The organism is Limobrevibacterium gyesilva (genome assembly GCF_025989185.1).
GTDB classification, from domain to species: Bacteria; Pseudomonadota; Alphaproteobacteria; order Acetobacterales; family Acetobacteraceae; genus Limobrevibacterium; species Limobrevibacterium gyesilva.
This window is the reverse complement of the sequence record NZ_JAPDNT010000007.1, coordinates 115299-131030: the sequence shown is the minus strand read 5'-3', so window position 1 is coordinate 131030 and position 15732 is coordinate 115299. Positions and strand designations below refer to the sequence as shown.

Below are 15732 nucleotides of genomic sequence, written 5' to 3'. Positions count from 1 at the left end.
CGGGTTTGGCGCGGGTATGCCCGGGGAAAGATGCGCAAGGCCAATCCGGCCGCACCCGGCAGTGGCGCGCGCCGCTCGACGCTCTCCCGGAGGTGGTGCGCCCGGTGGCGAGACCGGCCCCTCAAATCCGGCTTGCGGCGTGAGGTTGGCGCCGTCTTACGGTATGTTATCGTAACATTTCGGCCACAGCGAACCCTCGCCGCACCGGTGCGGGACGCAGAACCATCGATGGTCCGGTTTGCAGGTCACGCATACGTCTCACCGGCCCACTCCGTGCAGGCCAGGTCCGACCCCATTGGAACTGGATTGCGTCTCCACCATCCGGACGAAGTCGTTCACCTCCGCCCCGAGGGGTGGCCGAAGCGGCAATCATCACAAGGGAGTGGGGCCTCGCTGACGCAGCCGCGGCCCGCACCGGCTCACAAGGCGGCTATGCCCTGGCGCCGACCTGCGTCGGCATCTCGATATCGATCTCCAGGGTGGAGACCGCCTTCCCGCGGTCCAGCTTGACCTGCACCTTGTCGCGGTCGAGCTCGATGTGCTTCGCGATCACCGCCAGGATTTCCTCCTGCAGGATCGCGGCCAGGTCCGACTTGCCGCTATAGGCGCGCTCATGCGCCAGCAGGATCTGCAGGCGCTCGCGCGCGACCGGCGCGGAACTGCGCCGGCTGAAGAAGCCGAACAGGTTCATGCCACCCTCCGCCCGAACAGCCTTTCCATGAAGCCTTTTTTGTCCGTGGGGACGGTCATTGCCACAGTCTCGCCGATCAGGCGCCGGGTCGCGTCGAAATAGGCGCGGGCCGGGGCGCTGGTCGGGCTGCTCAGCGTCACCGGCGCGCCGAGATTCGATGCCTTCAGCACCTCCTCGCTGTCGGGAATGATGCCCAGCAGTGGGATCGACAGGATCTCCAGCACGTCCTCGGTCTTCAGCATGTCGCCGCGTTCCGCGCGCACGGGGTCGTAGCGAGTCAGCAACAAGTGCTTCTCGATCCGCTCCCCCTTCTCCGCCTTGGCCGTCTTGCTGTCGAGCAGGCCGATGATCCGGTCCGAGTCACGCACCGAGGAGACCTCGGGATTGGTCACGACCACCGCGACATCGGCATGGTACATCGCCAGCGTGGCCCCCCGCTCGATGCCGGCAGGGCTGTCGCAGATGATCCAGTCGAACTTCTCCCGCAGCTCCCCGATCACGCGGGTGACGCCTTCCTGGGTCAGCGCATCCTTGTCGCGGGTCTGCGAGGCGGCGAGCAGGCTCAGATTCTCCACCCGCTTGTCGCGGATCAGCGCCTGCGCCAGCTTGGCATCGCCCTGCACCACGTTGATCAGGTCGAACACCACGCGCCGCTCGGCGCCCATCACCAGGTCGAGATTGCGCAGGCCGACGTCGAAATCGACCACCGCCACCTTCTGCCCCGATTTCGCGAGCGCCACCCCCAGGGCGGCGGTGGACGTCGTCTTGCCGACGCCGCCCTTTCCCGATGTCACAACGAGGACCTTGGCCATCTTTACATCACCCTCTGATCTGCGCCGTCAGTCCAAGGCCGCAAGCATCACGGCCTCACCGTCCAACCATGCCTGCACCGCACGCCCCCGAAGCTCCGGCTCGATGTCATCAGCCGTCTTGTAGATTCCGTCGATGGCTAGCAGTTCGGCGTCGAGTCGGCGGCAAAAGATCCGCGCACCCGGCTGGCCCAGCAGGCCCGCGACGGCGCGGCCGCGCAGCGCGCCGTAGACATGGATGGAGCCGCCGGCGATGACCTCGGCACCCGACGCCACCGAGCCGACGATGGTCACGTCGCCCTGCATGAACGTAACCGACTGCCCCGACCGCACCGGGCGCGTCAGCACCAGTGCCGACGGCTCCTTCGGCAGTGCCGGCACGTCGGCCACTTCCGTCGTCACTTCGTAGAACCGGTCGGCCCGGCTGGTGCTCATCATCGGGGTGCGGCCCCAGGTCTGGCCGTCCGTCCAGTCCGGGTCCGCGCCTTCGACCCCGATGATGCGCAGGTCGCGCGCCATGAGCGCGTCGACCACGGCGGTCAGGTCGGTCCCGCGCGGCAGCCCGGACATATCGACGATCACCGGCCTGGCCTCGAACACCGACGGGGATTGTTTCATCTGGCTGTCAAGCGCCGCCAGCCAGTCGGCGACCGGTGGTTCAGGCGTCAGTACCAGCGCCACGAAGGAGCGACCTCGGACGCGGATGAACGGGCGGGACGGGGCGGATGCAATCACGCTCCGGGGGTAGCTGGACCGCCGGGGCCGGTCAACAGTTCCAGGCAAGGCATTGAACCGACACCGGAAGGCGCCGGCTCAGCCACGGACCCAGCGTTCCGAGTCGCGGCCGGCCGCCGCCATCACGGGCGCAGATGGCATGCAACCGCGTGCCCGGCCGCCACCTGCCGCAGCAGCGGCGCCTCGGTCCGGCAGCGCGCCACGGCAATCGGGCAGCGGGTGTGGAAGCGGCAGCCGGATGGCGGGTTCATGGCGCTGGGGATATCGCCTTCCAGCACGATCCGTTCGGTCCTGGCACGCGGGTCGGGGATGGGCGCCGCGGCGATCAGGGCCTCGGTATAGGGGTGCAGCGGGGCCGCGAAGATCGTGGCCTTCGGCGCCAGCTCCACGATCTGACCCAGATACATCACCGCGATGCGGTGGCCGATATGCTCCACCACGCCCAGGTCGTGCGAGATGAACAGGTAGGCGATGCCGCGCTCCTCCTGCAGGTCCATCAGCAGATTCAGCACCTGCGCCTGCACGGACACGTCGAGCGCCGAGACCGCCTCGTCGGCGACGATGAGGCCGGGATCGAGCGCCAGCGCCCGCGCGATGCCCAGGCGCTGGCGCTGGCCGCCGGAGAATTCGAACGCATATTTGTGCATGGCTTCGGCGCGCAGGCCGACGCGTTCCAGCAGGGCGGCCACCTTTGCCCGCCGGTCCGCCCCGGCCATGTCGTCGTAGTTCTCCAGCGGCTCGCCGACGATCATCCCGGCGGTCAGGCGCGGATTCAGCGAGGCATAGGGGTCCTGGAAGACCATCTGCGCATGCCGGCGATGCGGTCGCATGGCGGCCTCGCCGAGCGTGGTGACGTCGGTGCCGCGCAGCAGGATGCGGCCGCCGGTCGGCTGCATCAGCCGCAGGATGAGGCGGCCGACCGTCGATTTGCCGCAGCCGGACTCGCCGACCAGGCAGAGCGTCTCGCCCGGCGCGATGGCGAGCGTGACCCCGTCCACCGCCCGCACCGTGGCGACCGTGCGGCGCAGGATGCCGCGCTGCACCGGGAAATACTTCTGCAGGCCCTGCACGGCGACCACGGGCTCGGTCATGACACGCCGATCCGCCCGGCTTCCCAGCAGGCCACCACATGGCCGGCGCCGTGCTGCTCCAGCGGCGGCGCCTCGGCCGTGCAGCGCGCGGTCGCCAGCGGACAGCGCGGCGCGAACGGGCAGCCGGACAGCGGTTCGCGCAGCGACGGCACCATGCCCGGAATCTCCTGCAGCCGCCGCGTGCGCGGCGCGCCCGGGCGGCGGCGCGGAATGGAGGCCATCAGGCCGCGCGTGTAGGGATGCAGCGGCCGGTCGAACAGGTCCAGCACCGATGCCTCCTCCACCTTGCGCCCGGCATACATGACGATGACGCGCTGGCAGGTTTCTGCGACGACGCCGAGATCGTGCGTGATCATCAGGATCGCCGCCCCGATACGCCCCTTCAGCTCCAGCATCAGCTTCAGGATCTGCGCCTGGATGGTGACGTCGAGCGCGGTTGTGGGCTCGTCGGCAATCAGCAACTGCGGGTGGCAGGACAGCGCCATGGCGATCATCACGCGCTGGCGCATGCCGCCCGAGAACTGGTGCGGATAGTCGCCCACGCGCCGGGCGGCGTCGGGAATGCGCACCAGGGTCAGCATCTCCTCGGCGCGGGCCCAGGCGTCGTGGCGGCTCTTGCCCTGGTGGATCATCACCGCCTCGGCGATCTGCTCGCCCACGGTCAGCACCGGGTTCAGCGAGGTCATCGGCTCCTGGAACACCATGGCGATGCGATCGCCGCGGATCCGCCGCATCTCCGCCTCGTCCAGCGTCAGCAGGTCGCGGCCGCCGAAGCGCACGCTGCCGCCCACGCTGCGGCCGAGGCCCGGCGGCAGCAGGCGCATGATCGACAGGGCAGTGACGCTCTTGCCGCAACCGGACTCGCCGACAATCCCCAATGTCTCGCCGGCGGCAACGGTGAAGCTCACGCCGTCGACCGCGCGGGTGACGCCGTCCTGCGTGAAGAAATGCGTGTGCAGGTCTTCGACGGACAGGATCGGTTCCGCGCCTGCTCGCATCGTCACATCCGCCGCGCCAGGCGCACGTCGAGAAGGTCGCGCAGCCCGTCGCCCACCAGGTTCACCGCCAGGACGACCAGCGCCAGCAGCGTGCCGGGCGCGAAGATCGTCCAGGGCGCACGCGCGACGAACAGGCGGCTGGATGCGATCATGTTGCCCCACGTGGGAATCTCCGGCGGCACGCCCGCACCCAGGAACGACAGCCCGGCCTCGATGAGGATGGCCGAGGCGGCGATGTAGGTGGCCTGCACGATCAGCGGCGCCACCGTGCTGGGCAGGATGTGGCGGATGACGATCTTGCGGCCGCGGCTGCCGCCGGAGACGGCGGCCTCGATATACGGCATCTCCCGCACCGTCAGCACGACCGACCGGACCAGGCGCACAACGCGCGGAATCTCCGGCAGGCTGATGGCGACGACGACGATGAACACACTGGCGCGGTTCAGCGACACCAGGGCGATCGCCAGCAGAATGGCCGGGATGGCCATCATCCCGTCCATGAACCGCATCACCACCGCGTCCACCTGCCGCCAGTAGCCGGCGGCCAACCCGATGCCAAGGCCGACGACGACCGAGACGGCGGCGACCGCCACGCCGACAAGCAGCGAGATGCGCGCCCCGAACACCGCGCGGGCATAGACGTCGCGGCCAAGGTGATCGGTTCCAAGCCAGTATTTCTCCGAAGGCGGCAGCAGGCGATCGACCGGCGTGATCAGCAGCGGGTCGCCGGCGATGAGCGGCGCCGCGATGGCAGCGGCGGTGACCAGCAGCAGCAGCAAAGCGCCGATGACGATCGTCGGGTTGCGGCGGCCGAAGCGTCGGAGGGTCATCTCAATCGCGGATCCTGGGGTCGAGAAACGTGTAGGACAGGTCCACGAGCAGGTTGACCAGCACATAGACGCCGGAGAACACCATGATGACGCCCTGGATGATCGGATAGTCGCGCCGTGCGATCGCATCCACGACGAGCCGCCCGACGCCCGGAATGTTGAAGACGGTTTCGGTGATCACAACGCCGCCGATCAGCAAGGCGACGCCGTTGCCCACGACGGTGGCGATCGGCACCGCAGCGTTCTTGAGCGCGTGCCTGAACAGCATCGGCCGCATGGCCACGCCCTTCGCCTTCGCCGTGCGCATGTAGTCCTCGGCCAGCACGTCCAGCATGGTGGTGCGGGTGATGCGCGCGATCAGCGCCACATAGGCCATGCCGAGCGCGATCGACGGCAGCACGAGATTGCGCAGCCACGGCGCCACGCCTTCGGAAATCGGCGTGTAGCCCTGCACCGGCAGCCATTTCAGGTTGATGGCGAACACGAAGATCAGCAGATAGCCGACCACGAACACCGGCACCGAGAACCCCATGACGGCGAAGCCCATCACCAGCCGGTCGACCAGCGTGCCGGCGCAGGCGGCCGCCAGCACGCCGAGACCGATCGCCAGGAACACCGCGACCATCACCGTCGTGAACGCGAGCGATATCGTCGGCTCGGCGCGCTGCCCGATCAGCGAGGTGACGGAATCGCCCCAGAACATCGACTGGCCCAGATCCCCCGTCAGCAGCGAGCCCACCCAGACCAGGAACTGCCGCCACACCGGCTGGTCGAGGCCAAGCTGCGCGCGGATGCGGGCGATGTTCTCGGGCGAGACGTTCTCGCCGGCGATGATCGCCGCAGGATCGCCGGGGGCGAGATGCAGCAGCAGGAAGACGCAGACGGCCACCACGCCCATGACCGGCAACATCGACAACAGGCGCCGCACGATGGTGCCGATCATGAGGTCGCAGGTCCCCTCAGGTCTTCACGACGTTCCAGAACGGAATCACCTCGGGCACGTGCAGCCAACCGGTCACGTTCTTCCGGTGCGCCGTGGGCTGGACCCATTGGCCGTAATACATGTGCGGCACGATGTTCCAGGCATTATCCTGGATCTGCGCGGCGACCACCTTGCGCTGCTCCAATGTCTCCGCCTTCAGCCACTGGTCGCGCAGCTGCTCGTTGCGTTCGTCGGTGGGCCAGCCGAACCATCCCTTGTCGCCGATCGTGGCCATGCCGCCGATCATGTAGGGATTGCTCATGGCGAGGCCGCCCGAGGACGTGAAGAAGATGTTCCAGCCGCCCTGGTCCGGCGGCGCCTTGCTGGAGCGGCGCTGCACGACATTGGCCCAGTCCATGGGCGCAAGCTGCACGTTGAACCCGGCCGAGCGCATCTGCTGCGCCATGACCGTCGCGGCATTCATCATGTACGGGATGTTCGTGGCCTGCAGCATCACCACGGGGCGGCCGTCATAGCCGCCTTCCTTCATCAGCGCCCGTGCCTTGGCAAGGTCCTGGCCGCCCTTGAACCAGGCGGTGTTGGCATCGTTCTCGATCGGCGAGCCGCAGGCGAACCAGCTGCCGCAAGTGCGATACCATTTCGGGTCGACGAAGGTCGGCCGCAGCATGTCCTCCTGCTTGACGATATATAGCAGCGCCTGCCGCAGCTTCTGGTTGTCGAAGGGCGGGTGCAGCCAGTTGAGGCCGATATAGCCCTCCGCCCCCAGTTCGAAGAGGTTCTCCACGGTGATGTTCGGGTCGCCCTGCAACTGGTCGAGCAGATCGATCGGCGGGATCTCGTAGAAATCGATCTCGCCCGCCTGCAGCGCTGCCACCGCCGTCTGGCTGTCCGGCATGTTCTGGAAGATCACCCGGTCCACCTTCACCACCTTGCCGCCGGCGATGCCGCTGGGGGGTTCGCCGCGCGGCACGTAGTTCGGGTTCTTGTCGTAGACGTACTGGTTGCCGGCCTTGGTCTCGCCGGCGTTCAGGATGAACGGCCCCGAGCCGACGACCTGGTCGATCTTCTGCATCGGGTCGGTTTCCGCCTCGCGCTTGCGCATGATGAAGCACAGCGGCGTGGTGCTGGAGGCCAGCATGTCCAGCAGCAGCGGGAACGGCTCCTTCAGCGCGATGATGAAGGTCTTGTCGTCCTTCGCCGACACATCCCTGATACGTGGCAGCAGCAGCTGGCCGGAGCCGGACCGCACCGCCCAGCGGCGGATGCTCGGGACCGCGTCGGCCGAGGTGACGGCGCTGCCGTCCGACCAGCGCAACCCGTCGCGCAGCTCGAACGTCCAGGTCAGCTTGTCCTCGGAAACGCCGAAGCCGCTGACCATCTGTGGCTGCGGCGCGAGGTTGGCGTCGATGCCGAACAGCGTGTCGTAGACCATCGCGCCGTGATAGGCGGACATGTTCGCCGTGGTCCAGATCGGGTCGTAAGTCGGGATGTCGCCATGCGGCACCGCGCGGATGGTGCGCGCGGCCGGCGGGCGGGTCTGTGCCCGCAGGATGCCGGGTCCGGCCACGGTAGCAGCCGCCGCAAGCCCGGTCGTCATGATCGTCCGGCGCGTCGTCTTCATCTTCCCGCTCCCTGTTCGTCGCAGCGCCGCCGCTCCTCTGGCGGGAGCGTGCGGCACGTACTGCGGGCCTGAACAGTAACGCTGGTTCCGTTTGTGCGACAAGCACGTAACGGCCCGGGGCCGCAGGAAGACTCTCCGTCAGCCCTTCTGGACGTTCCAGAACGGGATGATCTCCGGCACATGAACCCAGCCGGTTACGTTCTTGCGGTGGGCCACCGGTTGCGTCCATTGGCCGTAATAGAGATGCGGCACGAAATTCCAGGCATTGTCCTGGATCTGCCGGGCGATCGCCTTGCGCTCGGCGAGCGTCTCGGCGTTGATCCATTTCTCCCGCAGCTGCTCGTGCAGCTCGTTCGTCGGCCAGCCGTACCACCCCTTCTCGCCGTTCGCGGCCATGCCGATGTCGATATAGGGATTGCTGTAGCTGCTTCCCCCGCCTGAGGTGATGAAGATGTTCCACCCGCCCTTGTCCGGCGGGGCCTTGCTGGTGCGGCGCTGCACCACGTTGGACCAGTCCATCGGCTCCAGCTGCACCGTGAACCCGGCCGAACGCAGTTGCTGCGCAAGGACGGTCGCCGCATTGCTCATGTAGGGAATGTTGGTGGCCTGCAGCAGCACGATCGGACGGCCGTCATAGCCTCCCTCTTTCATCAGTTCGCGCGCTTTCGCCAGGTTCTGCCCGCCGGTGTACCACGCCATGTTGGCGTCGTTCTCCATCGGCGATCCGCAGGTGAAGAAGCTGCCGCAGCCATGGAACCACTTCGGATCGACGAAGGTCGGCCGCAGCATGTCTTCCTGCTTGACGGTGTACAGCAATGCCTGCCGGACCTTCTGGTTGTCGAACGGCGGCTGCAGGTGGTTCACCCGCATCATGCCGACCGTTCCAAGCTCGGAGAGCACCTCGAAGACGAGGTTGGGATCGGATTGCAGCTGCGCCATCAGGTCGATCGGCGGGATCTCGTAGAAGTCGATCTCACCCGCCTGCAAGGCCGCCACCGCCGTCTGGCTGTCCGGCATGTTCTGGTAGATGACGCGGTCCACCTTCACCACCTTGCCGCCGGCAATGCCGCTGGGGGGCTCGCCGCGCGGCACGTAGGTGGCGTTCTTGTCATAGACGTACTGCGACCCCGCCTTCGTCTCCGCGACATTGAACGTGAACGGCCCGGAACCGACCACCTGGTCGATCTTCTGCATCGGGTCGGTCTCGGCCTCCCGCTTGCGCATCATGAAGCAGGTCGGCGTGTCGCTGCTGGCCAGGGTGTCCAGCAGCAGCCCGAACCTCTCCTTGAGCACGATGGTGAATGTCTTGTCGTCCTTGGCCTCGATGGCCTGCACCCGCTGCATCATCAACTGGGCGGCGCCATTGCGGGCGGCCCAGCGCTTCAGCGAGGGAACGACATCGGCCGTCGTCACCGCCGTGCCGTCATGCCAGCGCAGGCCGTCGCGCAACTCGAAAGTCCATGTCAGCTTGTCGTCGGAGGCGCCGTATTTGCCGACCATCTGCGGCTGCGGCGCCTCTTCGCCGTCGATGCCGAACAGCGTGTCGTAGACCATGGCCCCGTGATAGGCGGACATGTTCGCCGTCGTCCAGATCGGATCGTAGGTCGGATGTCGCCGTGCATCACCGCGCGGATCGTGCGTGATGCCGGCGGCCGGGCTTGCGCCCGCAAGACCGAAGGTGCGGCCGCGATGGCCGCGATGGCCAGCCCTGTCTGCATGATGGTCCGACGCGTGGTCTTCATCGCTGCGCACTCCCTCTTATGCGTTCTTCGCGGCCGGCGGATGGGGTGATCCCGATCGAACGGAAGGCACTGCGCAAAATGGATGTCGGCAGCCGTGAGGAAGTCCGGTGTCAGCGGCTTCCACGTCGACGTTAACGGGCAAGATGAGAGCCAGCAGACCGCTCTGCCAGTGCAGAGCCAGCACGCGGAACGCTTCTCGACAAATCATGCAATATTCGTGGGCCGCTGTGCAACGGGATCCGCAGCCAGGCTGCCCGCGCGAGCGGCCGTCTGAAATTGCCAGCAGATTCACAGCTTTTTGCATCCCGCAGTGGTGGAATCCGGTTGCGCGGCCAATGGGAACGGCCCAGCTTTTGGTCCGGGCCGTCGATCCGGCCGCCAGCGGCGGGATGTCGGCTGACGCGAGTAACGGCGCGCCGACACTCCGGCAGATCAGGTGGCGGCAGTGAGGGAGACGGCAGGAATGCACAGCAGGATGTGGCGGAGCCTCGCAGGCTGTCTTTGCGTATGCGCGCTCAGCGCGTTCGCCGCTGCAGCCCCTGCCCGGGCCGCCGGGCAAACGGTCACCGTGTGGTGGAACCAGGGGTTCTATCCTGCCGAAGACCAGGCGATGAAGGATATGGTCGCGGCCTGGGAAGCCGCGACCGGCAACAAGGTCGCGCTGACCTTCTACAACGGCTCGGACCTCCCCGCGAAGATCATCTCCGCCATGACGACCGGCGAGGTGCCGGACATCTGCTATGTCGACAACGGCGACTTCCTGCTGCTGCCGCAGGCAGCCTGGAACGACAAGCTGGTCGACGTGTCGGATGTCGTGGAGACGCAGAAGCCGGAATACAACCAGACCGCGCTGACGGCGGCGCGGCTGTACAACAACGTCGCCCACAAGCGCAGCGACTACGGCGTCCCGCTCAAGCAGCAGGCCCTGCACTACGAAGTATGGCGGCCGATGATCGAGCGTGCCGGCTACAAGGACGCGGACATCCCCGCGGAATGGAACGCGTATTTCAAGTTCTTCGAGGATGTGCACAAGAAGCTGCGCGCCAAGGGCGAGCGCGTCTACGGCCTGGGCTACTCGCTGTCGACGCGTGATTCCGACAGCACCTATCTGTTCAACCAGTTCCTGGTGGCCTATGGCGGCGGCGGGATCGTCACCCCGGATGGCAAGCTGCACGCCGACGATCCGCAGGTGCGCAAGGCGGCGATCGACGCGCTGACCGCACTCACCACGCCCTACAAGGAAGGCTATGTGCCGCCGGGCGCCATCAACTGGGGCGACCCCGACAACAACAATGCCTTCTATGCCAAGCAGATCGTGATGACGCCGAACGCGACGATCTCCATCGCCGTCGCGCAGATGGAGAAGACCGAGCAGTACTATCACGAGATCATCACCATGCCGCAGCCCAACGGGCCGGACGGCAAGCCGGTGACCAGCCTGGTTTCGGTGAAGCTGGCCTTCGTGCCCAAGGGCGCGCCGAACGTCGATGCGGCCAAGGACTTCCTGAAATACCTGATCCAGCCCAAGAACCTCGACACCTACCTGGCGCAGGCGCGCGGGCGCTGGCTTCCGGTGATGCCGTCCATCGTCAAGGGTAATCCGTTCTGGACCGACCCGAAGGATCCGCACCGCCCCGTGGCGGTGAAGCAGGAACTGGACGGGCCGACCATGCCGTGGTTCCAGGCCTTCAACCCGGCCTATGCGGATGTGAACGCCCAGCAGATCTGGGGCACGGCGGAAGCGAGCGTCATGCAGAACCGCATGACGCCCGACAAGGCCGTGGACGCGGCGTTCCAGCAGATCAAGGCCGCTTTCGCCAAATACCCCGAGCCCGCGGAGTAGCGAGGCGGGGATGGCAATCACCTCCGCCGGCAGCACGGCACGGCTTGGCGGCCGGGCGGTTCGGCACGCGGTCTGGGAGGGATTGGTTCCGGGTTCCAACGCGCTTTGGGCGGGCGCCTTCGTGCTGCCGTACATCGCGGTCTTCCTCGCCTTCGTGATCTTCCCGGTTGGCTACGGCCTGTGGCTCGGCAGCGCGCCCGCCACCTACCGGGCCCTGTTCAACGACCCGATCTACATGGAAACGGTCGTGAACACCCTGATCTTCCTGGCGGTCGGCGTGAACCTGAAGCTGTTTCTCGCGCTCATGCTGTCCGGCTTCTTCATGCGGCCGCAGCGATGGGTGAAGTGGCTGCTGCTGATCTTCATCCTGCCCTGGGCGGTGCCGGCGATCCCGACCTTCATCTCCATCAACTGGATGCTCAACGGCCAGTGGGGATTCATCAACAACGTCATCTGGACACTGTTCCAGGTCGACGGGCCGCCTTGGCTCGATAACGGAAGCCTCGCGCTCGCCTCCAACATCGTGGCCTATATCTGGAAGTGGATGCCGTTCTGGACGCTGATCTTCCTGGCCGGCCGCATGGCGATCCCGCAGGAGTTGTATGAATCCGCCAGCGTGGACGGCGCCACCGGCCTCAACCGGTTCGTCCACATCACCTTCCCGATCATGGCGAACCTCTACCTGGTCTGCACCCTGCTCTCGGTGATCTGGACACTGGGAGACTTCAACACCGTCCACTTCGTCAGCGGCGGCGGACCCGCGCTGCAGACGCACGTGCTGGCCACGCTCGGCATCCGCGATGCGTTCGAACTGAGCCAGCCGCGGCTGGGCATGGCGGCGGTGATCTCCGCATTGCCGCTGCTGATCCCGCTGGTGATCGTCCTGATGCGCAAGATGGGCAAAGGCGAGGTGCAACTGTGAGCACGCAGGCGCGGCGGGCGAACGGACGGCTCGGCAATGCCGGCGCCATGCTGCTCGGCCTCGTGATCCTGATCTGGACCCTCGCACCGCTCTACAACATGGTGCTGGTGGCGGTGCAGGAGAAAGAGGATGTGTTCAGCACCAATATCTGGCCGCCGAACCCCACGCTGCACGCCTTCCAGACGGTGTTCAACGAGGGCTACTGGTATCTCGCCAACTACTGGCGGCAGATGGGCAACAGCCTGCTCATCGGCGTGATCGTGGCGCTGCTCACCCTCGCCATCGGGTCGGCGACAAGCTATGCCATCATGCGGCTGCGGATACGGATCGGCTGGCTGCTGACCAACGCGGCGCTGCTGACCTACGTGATCCCGATGTCCTTCCTCGCCATCCCGTTCTACCGGATCATGAGCAATTACGGGCTGGTGGACAGCTACTGGTCGGTGATCGCGGTGGAAGTGACGTTCGCGACGCCCTACGCCATCTTCATCTTCTGCCAGTACAGCGCGAGCATTCCGCATGAGCTGGACGAGGCGGCCCGGATCGACGGCGCTTCGCCGCCGCAGATCTTCGTGCGCATCTACCTGCCGCTCATGGCCCCCGCCCTCGTGGCCGTCGGCACCTATGCCCTGCTGCTGGCATGGAACGAATACCTGTACGCGTTCCTGCTGCTGTCGTCGGACGCCACGATCACGGTGCCGGTCGTGCTGGGCAAGTTCCTCAACAGCGACGAGGCGCCGTGGAACTACCTGATGGCCGCCTCGATCATCTATGCGCTGCCGCCGCTGGTGATCTACTACGCGTTCCGGCGATTCATGACGGCCGGGCTGACGATGGGCGGCGTGAAGGGCTGACGCTTTCAGATATGGATCGCGTGCCCCAGCCCCTTCAGGGCGGCTTCGTGGAACGCCTCTGTCAGCGTCGGATGCGCGTGGATCGTGCCGGCCACATCCTCCAGTAGCGCCCCCATCTCCATCGCCAGCGTAAATTCGCCCACAAGCTCGGCAACATGCGCGCCCACCGCCTGGACGCCGAGCAGCCGGTGATCGTCGCGGCGCGCGATCACGCGAACGAACCCGCCATCCTCCCCCGCCTCCATGCTCAGCGCGCGGCCACTCGCCGCGAACGGGAACTGACCGACGATGGCATCCAGGCCGCGCTCTTCGGCCTCCGGCGGGGTCAGGCCGACGCTGACGATCTCCGGCTCCGTGAAGCACACTGCGGGGATGGCGACGGGATCGAAGTGCCGCCGTGCGCCCGCAATCAGCTCCGCCACCAGCTCGCCCTGCGCCGAAGCCTTGTGCGCCAGCATCGGTTCGCCCACCAGGTCGCCGATCGCCCACACGTCGCGCATCGACGTCCGGCACTGCTCGTCGATCCGCACGAACGGTCCGGCCATGTCGACGGCCATCGCCTCCAAGCCCCAGCCTTGCGTGCGCGGCCTTCGCCCGACGGTCACCAGCACCTTCTCCGCCGCGATGCGGATGGCCGGCCCTTCCCCCGTCCGCACGATGGCCACGGCCTCGGCGCCCGTATGCTCCACCGCCTCGACGCTGGCGCCCAGATGCAGGGTCACGCCGGCACGCTCCAGCCAGCGCTTCACTGGATTCGTCAGCTTCTCGTCCCAGTTCGGCAGGACGCGCTCGCGCGCTTCCACCACCGTCACGTCAGAGCCCATCTTGCGGAAAGCCGTGCCAAGCTCCAGGCCGATATAGCCGGCCCCGACCACGAGCAGCCTTTCCGGCAGCCGGTCCAGCAACAGCGCCTCGGTGGACGAGATCACGGGACCGCCCGGCTCCAGCCCGAGAGGGAATGCCGGCTCGGACCCGTTGGCGAGGATGACGTGTTCCGCTCGCACGCTCTCCTCGCCGCCCGCGGTCCGCACCGTGCATGTCTTGGCGTCGGAGAACGTCGCCCAGCCCTCGATCACGCGCACCTTCGCCTTGCGCAACAGCGCGGCGACGCCATGGTTGAGCCGGTCGACGATCCCTTCCTTCCAGCGCACCGTCCTGGCCAGATCGATCCGCGGCGGTTCTGGCAGCATGATGCCGAGCGCATCGCCGCCGGCCGCGCGCCGCATGGCCTCGAACGTCCCGGCGGCGTGGATCAGCGCCTTGGACGGGATGCACCCCTTGATCAGGCAGGTGCCGCCAAGCCGCTCGGCTTCGACCAGGATCGTCTCCAACCCCAGTTGCCCGGCGCGGATCGCGGCCACATAGCCGCCCGGGCCGCCGCCCACCACGAGGACCTTGGTGCGGATCATCGCGTCGTGTCCCTTATTCGACGAACAACGTTGCGGGCTGCTCCAGCAGCGCCTTCAGCTCCTGCACGAACTGGGCCGCGTCCCAGCCATCGACCACGCGATGGTCGAACGAGCAGGACAGGTTCATCATCTTGCGCACCACGATCTGCCCGTCGCGCACGACAGGCCGCTCGACGATGCGGTTCACACCGATGATCGCCACCTCCGGAAGGTTGATCACGGGGGTGGTGACGATGCCGCCGATCGGCCCCAGGCTGGTGATGGTGATGGTCGAGCCGCTCAGCGCATCGCGAGGCGCCTTGCCCTCCCGGGCCGCATTCGCCAGCCGGGCGATCTCCGACGCGGCCTCCCACAGATCCAACGCCTCGGCGTGACGAACGACCGGCACCATCAGCCCCTGCGGCGTCTGCGTGGCAATGCCCATATGCACCGCGGCATGGCGCCGCAGGATGCCGGCCTCGTCGTCGAACAGGGCGTTGACCTGCGGGAACCGCGGAATGGCGCGAACCAGCGCGCGCACCAGGAACGGCAACAGCGTCAGCCGTGGCCGCTCGGCGCCATGCCGCGCGTTGAGATGGCCGCGCAGTTCCTCCAGCGCGGTCACGTCGAGTTCCTCGACATAGGAGTAGTGCGGGATCCGCCGCTTGGACTCCTGCATGCGCTCGGCGATCCGCCGCCGCAACCCGATAATCTTGACTTCCTCGACCGCCTCCAGCCTCGCACGCCCCGCGGAAAGCGGCGCACGGCCGCCCGAGGCCCCATAGGCATCAAGGTCCGCATGGCCGATGCGGCCCCCCGGCCCGGTGCCGGCGATGAATTGCAGGGCGATGCCGAGTTCCTGGGCGCGACGGCGCACGGCGGGAGAAGCCAGCGGCTTGGCCCCTGGCGAACGCAGCGGGATCGCCGCCGAAGCGACGGGAGGCCTTTCCGGTGCTGGCCGGGCCACCTCCGGTGCCGCCGCCGTCACAACCGGGGCGGCGACCTCCGGCGCGGCTCCTTCGCCGTCGACTTCAAGCACCACGAGTTCCGCGCCCACGCGAATCTTGTCGCCGGGCGTCCCGGTGATCGCGACGACCCGGCCGGCGCGGGGCGACGGTATCTCCACGGTGGCCTTGTCGGTCATGACATCGACCAGCGGATCGTCCTCGGCCACGGTCGCGCCGACCTGCACGTGCCAACCCACCACTTCCGCCTCGGCGATGCCTTCGCCGACATCGGGCAGCTTGAACACGTAGCGCCCCATC

General features: G+C 67.1%; 14 protein-coding genes. 3 read left to right on the top strand and 11 right to left on the bottom strand.

Annotated features, from left to right (window positions below; translation table 11 throughout):
* Positions 1–430: 430 nt before the first annotated feature.
* The 9 genes from minE to OL599_RS11850 all read right to left on the bottom strand — a co-directional run bounded on the left by minE (position 431) and on the right by OL599_RS11850 (position 9293).
* Entirely contained in the window at positions 431–691 is a 261-nt protein-coding gene (minE, locus tag OL599_RS11890) for a cell division topological specificity factor MinE (RefSeq protein ID WP_264713963.1), read from the bottom strand.
* The gene (minD, locus tag OL599_RS11885; protein ID WP_264713962.1) at positions 688–1503 is read right to left on the bottom strand and encodes a septum site-determining protein MinD; all 816 of its coding nucleotides are present in this window, start codon (positions 1501–1503) and stop codon (positions 688–690) included. Before minD ends, minE begins: the two co-directional genes overlap by 4 nt.
* 27 nt (positions 1504–1530) lie before the next feature.
* Positions 1531–2181: a septum site-determining protein MinC gene (gene minC / locus OL599_RS11880; RefSeq protein ID WP_264713961.1), complete on the bottom strand. Its 651-nt coding sequence runs from the start codon at positions 2179–2181 to the stop codon at positions 1531–1533.
* Between the two features lie 176 nt (positions 2182–2357).
* Positions 2358–3326 carry an ABC transporter ATP-binding protein gene (locus tag OL599_RS11875; protein ID WP_264713960.1) on the bottom strand — a complete coding sequence of 323 codons (969 nt, stop codon included), beginning with the start codon at positions 3324–3326 and terminating at the stop codon, positions 2358–2360.
* Positions 3323–4324 carry an ABC transporter ATP-binding protein gene (locus OL599_RS11870; RefSeq protein ID WP_264713959.1) on the bottom strand — a complete coding sequence of 334 codons (1002 nt, stop codon included), beginning with the start codon at positions 4322–4324 and terminating at the stop codon, positions 3323–3325. Before OL599_RS11870 ends, OL599_RS11875 begins: the two co-directional genes overlap by 4 nt.
* Before the next feature lie 2 nt (positions 4325–4326).
* The gene (locus OL599_RS11865) at positions 4327–5154 is read right to left on the bottom strand and encodes an ABC transporter permease (protein ID WP_264713958.1); all 828 of its coding nucleotides are present in this window, start codon (positions 5152–5154) and stop codon (positions 4327–4329) included.
* 1 nt (position 5155) lies between these two features.
* Entirely contained in the window at positions 5156–6097 is a 942-nt protein-coding gene (locus tag OL599_RS11860; RefSeq protein WP_264713957.1) for an ABC transporter permease, read from the bottom strand.
* Positions 6098–6113: 16 nt separating this feature from the next.
* A complete protein-coding gene (locus OL599_RS11855; RefSeq protein ID WP_264713956.1) occupies positions 6114–7718 on the bottom strand; it encodes an ABC transporter substrate-binding protein in 1605 nt (534 codons plus the stop codon).
* A gap of 138 nt (positions 7719–7856) precedes the next feature.
* Positions 7857–9293 (bottom strand): ABC transporter substrate-binding protein, encoded by a 1437-nt coding sequence (locus OL599_RS11850; protein WP_264713954.1) that lies wholly within the window; start codon positions 9291–9293, stop codon positions 7857–7859.
* A gap of 777 nt (positions 9294–10070) precedes the next feature.
* Here OL599_RS11850 and OL599_RS11845 point away from each other — a divergent pair.
* From OL599_RS11845 to OL599_RS11835, 3 genes are read left to right on the top strand one after another with little or no spacing between them, the layout of a single operon-like run.
* Positions 10071–11303, top strand: coding sequence for an ABC transporter substrate-binding protein (locus OL599_RS11845; protein ID WP_264713953.1), 1233 nt, complete (start codon positions 10071–10073; stop codon positions 11301–11303).
* A 10-nt stretch (positions 11304–11313) separates the two neighbouring features.
* On the top strand, positions 11314–12225 hold the full coding sequence (locus OL599_RS11840) for a carbohydrate ABC transporter permease (protein WP_264713952.1): 912 nt from the start codon (positions 11314–11316) through the stop codon (positions 12223–12225).
* Positions 12222–13079 (top strand): carbohydrate ABC transporter permease, encoded by an 858-nt coding sequence (locus OL599_RS11835; protein ID WP_264713951.1) that lies wholly within the window; start codon positions 12222–12224, stop codon positions 13077–13079. Before OL599_RS11840 ends, OL599_RS11835 begins: the two co-directional genes overlap by 4 nt.
* A gap of 5 nt (positions 13080–13084) precedes the next feature.
* On the opposite strand, the gene lpdA is transcribed toward OL599_RS11835, so the two are convergent.
* Both lpdA and OL599_RS11825 read right to left on the bottom strand, forming a co-directional pair.
* Entirely contained in the window at positions 13085–14488 is a 1404-nt protein-coding gene (lpdA, locus tag OL599_RS11830; RefSeq protein ID WP_264713950.1) for a dihydrolipoyl dehydrogenase, read from the bottom strand.
* Between the two features lie 13 nt (positions 14489–14501).
* Positions 14502–15731, bottom strand: a complete 1230-nt coding sequence (locus OL599_RS11825; RefSeq protein WP_264713949.1) for a dihydrolipoamide acetyltransferase family protein — start codon at positions 15729–15731, stop codon at positions 14502–14504.
* Position 15732: the final 1 nt, after the last annotated feature.

What these genes read in the sequence shown, in the direction of transcription:
- lpdA (WP_264713950.1), bottom strand. Translation starts at nt 14,488, where the DNA reads ATGATCCGCACCAAGGTCCTCGTGGTGGGCGGCGGCCCGGGCGGCTAT.
- OL599_RS11865 (WP_264713958.1), bottom strand. Translation starts at nt 5,154, where the DNA reads ATGACCCTCCGACGCTTCGGCCGCCGCAACCCGACGATCGTCATCGGC.
- OL599_RS11840 (WP_264713952.1), top strand. Translation starts at nt 11,314, where the DNA reads ATGGCAATCACCTCCGCCGGCAGCACGGCACGGCTTGGCGGCCGGGCG.
- OL599_RS11845 (WP_264713953.1), top strand. Translation starts at nt 10,071, where the DNA reads ATGAAGGATATGGTCGCGGCCTGGGAAGCCGCGACCGGCAACAAGGTC.
- OL599_RS11875 (WP_264713960.1), bottom strand. Translation starts at nt 3,326, where the DNA reads ATGACCGAGCCCGTGGTCGCCGTGCAGGGCCTGCAGAAGTATTTCCCG.
- OL599_RS11825 (WP_264713949.1), bottom strand. Translation starts at nt 15,731, where the DNA reads ATGGGGCGCTACGTGTTCAAGCTGCCCGATGTCGGCGAAGGCATCGCC.
- OL599_RS11870 (WP_264713959.1), bottom strand. Translation starts at nt 4,324, where the DNA reads ATGCGAGCAGGCGCGGAACCGATCCTGTCCGTCGAAGACCTGCACACG.
- minE (WP_264713963.1), bottom strand. Translation starts at nt 691, where the DNA reads ATGAACCTGTTCGGCTTCTTCAGCCGGCGCAGTTCCGCGCCGGTCGCG.
- OL599_RS11850 (WP_264713954.1), bottom strand. Translation starts at nt 9,293, where the DNA reads ATGTCCGCCTATCACGGGGCCATGGTCTACGACACGCTGTTCGGCATC.
- minD (WP_264713962.1), bottom strand. Translation starts at nt 1,503, where the DNA reads ATGGCCAAGGTCCTCGTTGTGACATCGGGAAAGGGCGGCGTCGGCAAG.
- OL599_RS11860 (WP_264713957.1), bottom strand. Translation starts at nt 6,097, where the DNA reads ATGATCGGCACCATCGTGCGGCGCCTGTTGTCGATGTTGCCGGTCATG.
- OL599_RS11855 (WP_264713956.1), bottom strand. Translation starts at nt 7,718, where the DNA reads ATGAAGACGACGCGCCGGACGATCATGACGACCGGGCTTGCGGCGGCT.